We start from the raw sequence: 5,624 nt of genomic DNA on the forward strand, positions 1-5,624 counted from the left end.
TCCCCGTCTCTGCGCCGGGTCAGACGGCCTGGCGGAAGCGGGTCGTGCGGTGGACCGGGTCCGTGTCGATGTGCGGGATCACGTGTTCGCCGATCAGCTTGATCGTCGTCATCGTGTCCTCGGGCGAGACGCCCGTCGGCAGGCCGAAGGACAGCTGGTCGGCGCCGGCCTGCTCCCAGCGCTTGCACTGGGCGCGGACCTCCGACGGGTCGCCGCAGATCAGGAGTTCCTCGGCGATCAGGAGCTCGATGATCTCCGCGTTGTACTCCGGCAGGGTCTCGGGCCACTGCGGAATCGCCTCGGGCCGCGGGAAGGTGTCGTGGTAGCGGAAGACCAGCGACTGGAAGCGGTTCATGTTGGCGTTGACGGCGATCTCGACGGCCTTGTCGTGGGTCTCGGCGCAGATCGCGGTCGAGGTGACCATGACGTTGTCGTTGACGAAGGCCCCGATGGCCTTCGCCTCCCGGACGGCCGTCTTGTACTGGTCGAGGACCCACTCCATGTCGGAGACCTTCTGCACGCTGAAGCCCAGTACGCCGAGGCCCTTCTTCGCCGCCATCGCGTACGAGGACGGGGATCCGGCGGCGTACCACATGGCCGGGTGGGCCTTCCCGTACGGCTTGGGGAAGATCTTCCGCGGCGGGAGCGACCAGTGCTTGCCCTGGAACCCCTCGTACTCCTCCTGGAGGAACATCTTGGGGAATTCCGCGATGGTCTCCTCCCAGATCTCCTTGGTGCCGTTCATGTCCTCGATGCCCGGCAGGAAGCCGAGGATCTCGTGGCTGCCCGCGCCTCGGCCGGTGCCGAATTCGAAGCGGCCCTTGGAGAGGTGGTCGAGCATGGCGACCTTCTCGGCCACCTTGACCGGGTGGTTCACCGGGGCGAGCGGGTTGAAGATGCCGGAGCCGAGGTGGATGCGCTCGGTGGCGTGGGCGAGGTACCCGAGGAACACCTCGTTCGCCGACAGGTGCGAGTACTCCTCCAGGAAGTGGTGCTCGGAGGCCCAGGCGTACTTGAAGCCGGACTTGTCCGCCTGTATGACGTACTCGGTCTCCTCGATCAGCGCCTTGTGCTCTGCCTCGGGGTCGACCTTGGATCGCGCCTCAGGCACGTATCCCTGCACAAAGAGCCCGAATTCCAAGGGGGTTCACCGTCCTTTAGTTTCTGACGTTACGTCAGATCCGATGTCTCGACTGTTCCATCGCCGGGGCGTGAGCGTCAATACCTGACGCCCCATCAGAGAATGCTGACGCCCGCCATCCAACCGCCGTCGATCACGAACGGCTGGCCCGTGATGTACGAGGAGTCCTCGCCCGTCAGGAAGAGCGCCAGCTTCGCGATCTCCTCCGGCCGCCCCACCCGCCCCATCGGGACCACCCGCTTGTAGAGCTCGGCCATCGCGTCCTTGGCCTCGTCGGTCATGTTCGCCGGGTCCAGCAGGCCCGGGTTGGCCATCGGGGTGTCCACGGCACCCGGGCACATCGCGTTGACCCGGATGCCCTTGCCCGCCAGCTCCAGCGCGGCCACCCGGGTGAGGCCGAGGATCGCCGCCTTGGTCGCGGCGTACGTGCCGACGTACGCCATGCCCGTCAGGCCCGTGTACGAGGAGGTGTTGACGATGGTGCCGCCGCCGGCCGCCTCGATCTCGGGGGCCACCGCCTTGATGCCGAGGAAGGCACCCACCTGGTTGACCTGAACCACCTGCCGGAACTCCTCCAGCGGGGTCGCGGTCAGCTCGTTGAAGCGCAGGATGCCCGCGTTGTTGACCAGGCCGTCGATCGGGCCGAAGGTCTCCTTCGCGACGGCGACGGCGGCCGCCCAGTCCTCCTCGCGGCTCACGTCCATCCGTACGTACCGGGCCCGGTCCTCGCCGATGTCCTTGGCCACCGCCGCACCCTGCTCGTCCAGCACGTCACCGAGGAGCACCCGTGCGCCCTCGGCGGCGAAGAGCCGGGCCTCCTGCTCGCCCTGCCCGCGCGCCGCACCGGTGATGATGACGACGCGCCCGTCCAGCTTGCCCATGATCCGTCAGCCCCTAGTCGTTGAGGAGGGGGGCCACCTCGGCCCCGAAAGCGGTGATCTGATCGACGAGCTCGGCGCGGTAGCGGCTGCGGAAGCGCACCTGGATCTGGTCCACGCCGAGCGCCTTGTACTCCCGCAGGGACGCGGCGAGCTCCTCCGCCTTGCCGGTGAGGGTGCGGCGGCCGGTGTCCCAGCCGGGCTCGCCGACGTACAGCGCCTCGGTGATCGCGCCGAACTCGATGGGATCGGTCACCCCCGCCGCCTCGCGGAGCTCCTTGATCCGGGCGATCTGCCGCGGGAGCTTCTCGCGCGGGTCGCCCTGCGGGAGCCAGCCGTCCCCACGCACCGCGGCACGGCGCACGGCGGCGGGCGAGGAGCCGCCGACCCAGACGGGGATCCGCTCCTGGGCGGGCCGGGGCAGCTGGCCGAGGTCCTTGAAGGAGAACAGCTCGCCCTCGAACTCCGGGTATTCCCCGGGCCCGAGCGCCGCCCGCAGCGCGTCCAGGGTCTCGTCGAGGACCCCGCCGCGGCGCGCGAAGTCCACGCCGAGGATCTCGAACTCCTCCTGCACGTGCCCGGCGCCCACCCCGAGGATCAGCCGGCCGCCGGAGAGGTGGTCGAGGGTGGCGTACTGCTTGGCGCTGATCAGCGGGTGGCGCAGGCCCAGGATCGCGACGTGGCTCAGCAGCCGCGTGCGTTCGGTGATGCCGGCGAGGAAGGACAGGGTCGCCACCGGGTCGTACCAGACGGTGCCCATGGGGCCTGCGAGCCGCCGGGGGATGGCCACGTGGTCACAGGTGGCCAGGTACCCGAAGCCGGCCCGGTCGGCGGCCCGCGCGATCCCGGCGAGATCGGCGGCGGTGGCCGACGCCTCCCAGGGCTCGGCGTAGAGGGTGCTCTGCGACTGGACCGGGAGCTGCATCCCGTAGACCAGCCGACCTTGCGGAAATACGCGCGCCATGGCGGGCCCGCCTCGCCTTCGTCTGCCGATTCGTCATATCGGTGCGGGGCCATCGTCATAGCTGACGGACCGTCAGACAAGGGGTGCGACACACCCGGCCGAACCCCTCGCTAGGGTGCGTGCGTGGATCTGATGCTCACGCTGGTCAGCGGGATCGCCTGGACGGTCGTGTATGTGGAGGCGATCCGCGTCGGCCTGCGGGACCGGACGTACGCGATGCCGGTCGCCGCGCTCGCCCTCAACTTCGCCTGGGAGAGCACCTACGCGGTCCGCGACTTCTCGGTGGGCGTCTCCGCCCAAGGCGTGGTCAACGTGGTGTGGGCGGTGGCCGACCTGCTGATCGTCTACACCTACCTGCGCTTCGGGCGGGCCGAGCTCCCGGACTTCGTGACCCGGCCGATCTTCGCCGCCTGGTCGATCCTGGTGTTCGGTACGGGATTCGCGGTGCAGTGGCTGTTCCTGGCGCACTTCGGGGCGCACGACGCGAGCCGGTACGCGGCGTTCCTGCAGAACCTGCTGATGTCCGGCCTGTTCATCGCCCTCTACGCCTCCCGGCAGGGGCCGCTCGGGCAGTCGCTGATCATCGCCGTCGCCAAATGGCTGGGCACGCTCGCCCCGACCCTGATGTTCGGCGTGCTGGAGGACGCGCCGTTCATCCTCGGCCTCGGGATCCTGTGCAGCGTCTTCGACCTCGCTTACATCGGACTGCTGCTGCGGCCCCACCCAAGGGCTGTCCCGTGATCTCCGGTGGATCGGCGCACGGCGTCGGATGCGGTGCATGGGCCTGGGCCGCTCGCGCGGCGGGTTCACCACCTGGACACGGAGTAGTCACATGATCGGCCGGACAAGTCCGAGCAGGCCCCACCCCCGCTTCGCAGGGATCCGGCTGTCGCGAACGGTCCGTGAACGGCGCCCTCGACACAGCCCGCAGGTCGTCTGACGCACGCTCGGGGACATGGGCCGGTTGAGGACCACGGCCCTCACAAACGCTACGACGTGGAGCGAAACTGCAGGTCAAGGGCCGGTATCGAATCCCGGTAGGCCATTGACCCGACCGACCTACTCAGAAGTAACCTCCTGTCGCGCCTCCCCCCACCGAGCCGATCACCTAGAGGTACGCCTTGAAGAAATACGTGCTCGCCGCCCTCGTGAGCGCCCTGTTCGCGCTCACGTCCGCGGCTCCGGGCCACGCCGCCGGTACATCCGCTTTCGGACCCTCCAGCAACCCCATCCTGTTCGTCCACGGATACAGCTCGTCGGGCTCCTACTGGAACACCATGGCGGACGACTTCCGAGCCGACGGCTGGCCGTCGTCGTACCTGGACCAGTGGAGCTACGACTGGCAACAGTCCAACGCCACCACCGCCCAGCAACTGGCCGCCGAGGTCGACCGCCTGCTCGCGGCCACCGGCGCGTCCAAGGTCGACATCGTCAGCCACTCCATGGGTGGCCTGTCCAGCCGCTACTACGCCAAGAACCTGGCCGGCAGCGGAAAGATCGACGCCTGGGTCTCGCTGGGCGGCCCCAACCACGGCACCGACTGGGCCAACGGATGCGCCTACACCTCCTGCCTCGAGATGCGCATCGGGTCCGCCTTCCTCACCTCGCTCAACGCCGGCGACGAGACCCCGGGCACCCCGCGCTACGGCACCTGGTGGTCGCCCTGCGACGCGATCATCAACCCGGACAGCAGTGTCTCCCTGAGCGGCGCGAAGAACACCCAGACCGCCTGCCTCGGTCACATCGCCATCGGTTCGGATCCGACCGTCTACGGGCAGGTGCGCGACTTCGTCAACGGCTGAGGCGCCCCTCGTCACCAGGCAGTGGGTCCGGCAGCGCCCGGTCGTGACGGGGCACTCCTCAGCGGGCGGATCCCCACCGCCCCACGGCACCGCCCCGTGGCACCGTCCAGTGGTCGGGCGAACGCCGGCCCCTTGGTCATCGACGGGGCCGGAGGGCCTTCCCCGATCGGGAGGGCCATCCGGCCGTCCCTGCCCGCCTTGAGCCTGTGCCCCGAGGCCGAAGGGCTTTCGGGCGGGAGCCCGGGGCAGTTCAGCCCACCACCCTCTCCCAAAAGCGTCTGTTGGTCCTGGTGCTGTGGCCGGGAAGGTTCACCGGGTCACGACGCCCGCCAGGCCACAGCACCAGCCCGCCTCAGAAGCCTTCCGGCCCCATCACGATGACCGGCTTCGCCGCCGGGTCGAGGGTCTCCAGGACCTGCTTCATGGCCGCCTTCGGGATACCCACGCAGCCCTGCGAGGGGCCGTCGTGGTCCACGTGCAGCCAGATGTTGCCGCCCTTGTCCTCGCCGTCCGGCATGACCGGGTCCAGCGGGGACCGGCCCGGCCTGCGGTTGAAGTCGATGGCGACGACGTAGTCGAAGGAGCCCTCCAGGGACTCCCCGTTCACCCCGAGGCCCGTGGCGACGAACCCCGTGTCCATGTCGTACGGGAGCCGGGTCCCGGGCGGCTTCGGCAGCAGGCCGCCCGCGTCGGTGAGCGCGAAGACGCCCATCGGCGAGGTCAGGTCTCCGTATGTGCGCTCGACGGACCAGCCGTTGGCCCCGTTGCGGGCCGGCCAGCTCTCGGCCCGGACCCAGTCGGCGCCGACCGCGGGGCGCGTGTAGAAGGTGGCCGTGGAC

General features: G+C 69.5%; 6 protein-coding genes. 2 read left to right on the top strand and 4 right to left on the bottom strand.

Translation table 11 applies throughout. The features are described from left to right. Window positions 1-19: 19 nt before the first annotated feature. The 3 genes from ACWGIU_RS27725 to ACWGIU_RS27735 form a co-directional block, all read right to left on the bottom strand. On the bottom strand, window positions 20-1,141 hold the full coding sequence (locus ACWGIU_RS27725; RefSeq protein ID WP_453710234.1) for an LLM class flavin-dependent oxidoreductase: 1,122 nt from the start codon (window positions 1,139-1,141) through the stop codon (window positions 20-22). 95 nt (window positions 1,142-1,236) lie between these two features. Beyond that, window positions 1,237-2,022 (bottom strand): SDR family NAD(P)-dependent oxidoreductase, encoded by a 786-nt coding sequence (locus ACWGIU_RS27730; protein WP_453710236.1) that lies wholly within the window; start codon window positions 2,020-2,022, stop codon window positions 1,237-1,239. 13 nt (window positions 2,023-2,035) lie between these two features. Further along, on the bottom strand, window positions 2,036-2,983 hold the full coding sequence (locus tag ACWGIU_RS27735; protein ID WP_453710238.1) for a TIGR03619 family F420-dependent LLM class oxidoreductase: 948 nt from the start codon (window positions 2,981-2,983) through the stop codon (window positions 2,036-2,038). 132 nt (window positions 2,984-3,115) lie between these two features. On the opposite strand from ACWGIU_RS27735, the gene ACWGIU_RS27740 reads away from it, so the two are divergent. After that, window positions 3,116-3,724, top strand: a complete 609-nt coding sequence (locus tag ACWGIU_RS27740; RefSeq protein ID WP_453710244.1) for a transmembrane-type terpene cyclase — start codon at window positions 3,116-3,118, stop codon at window positions 3,722-3,724. A gap of 380 nt (window positions 3,725-4,104) precedes the next feature. Continuing rightward, window positions 4,105-4,785 carry an esterase/lipase family protein gene (locus ACWGIU_RS27745; RefSeq protein WP_453710240.1) on the top strand — a complete coding sequence of 227 codons (681 nt, stop codon included), beginning with the start codon at window positions 4,105-4,107 and terminating at the stop codon, window positions 4,783-4,785. A 352-nt stretch (window positions 4,786-5,137) separates the two neighbouring features. Here ACWGIU_RS27745 and ACWGIU_RS27750 read toward each other — a convergent pair. Then, window positions 5,138-5,624: L,D-transpeptidase family protein (locus ACWGIU_RS27750; protein ID WP_453710242.1), on the bottom strand; the 487-nt coding region annotated here is incomplete at its 5' end.

It is taken from the genome of Streptomyces sp. NPDC054840 (assembly GCF_053611065.1).

Bases quoted from the DNA above. Each gene is read 5' to 3' on its own strand.
- ACWGIU_RS27735 (WP_453710238.1), bottom strand. From the start codon at position 2,983: ATGGCGCGCGTATTTCCGCAAGGTCGGCTGGTCTACGGGATGCAGCTC.
- ACWGIU_RS27730 (WP_453710236.1), bottom strand. From the start codon at position 2,022: ATGGGCAAGCTGGACGGGCGCGTCGTCATCATCACCGGTGCGGCGCGC.
- ACWGIU_RS27740 (WP_453710244.1), top strand. From the start codon at position 3,116: ATGCTCACGCTGGTCAGCGGGATCGCCTGGACGGTCGTGTATGTGGAG.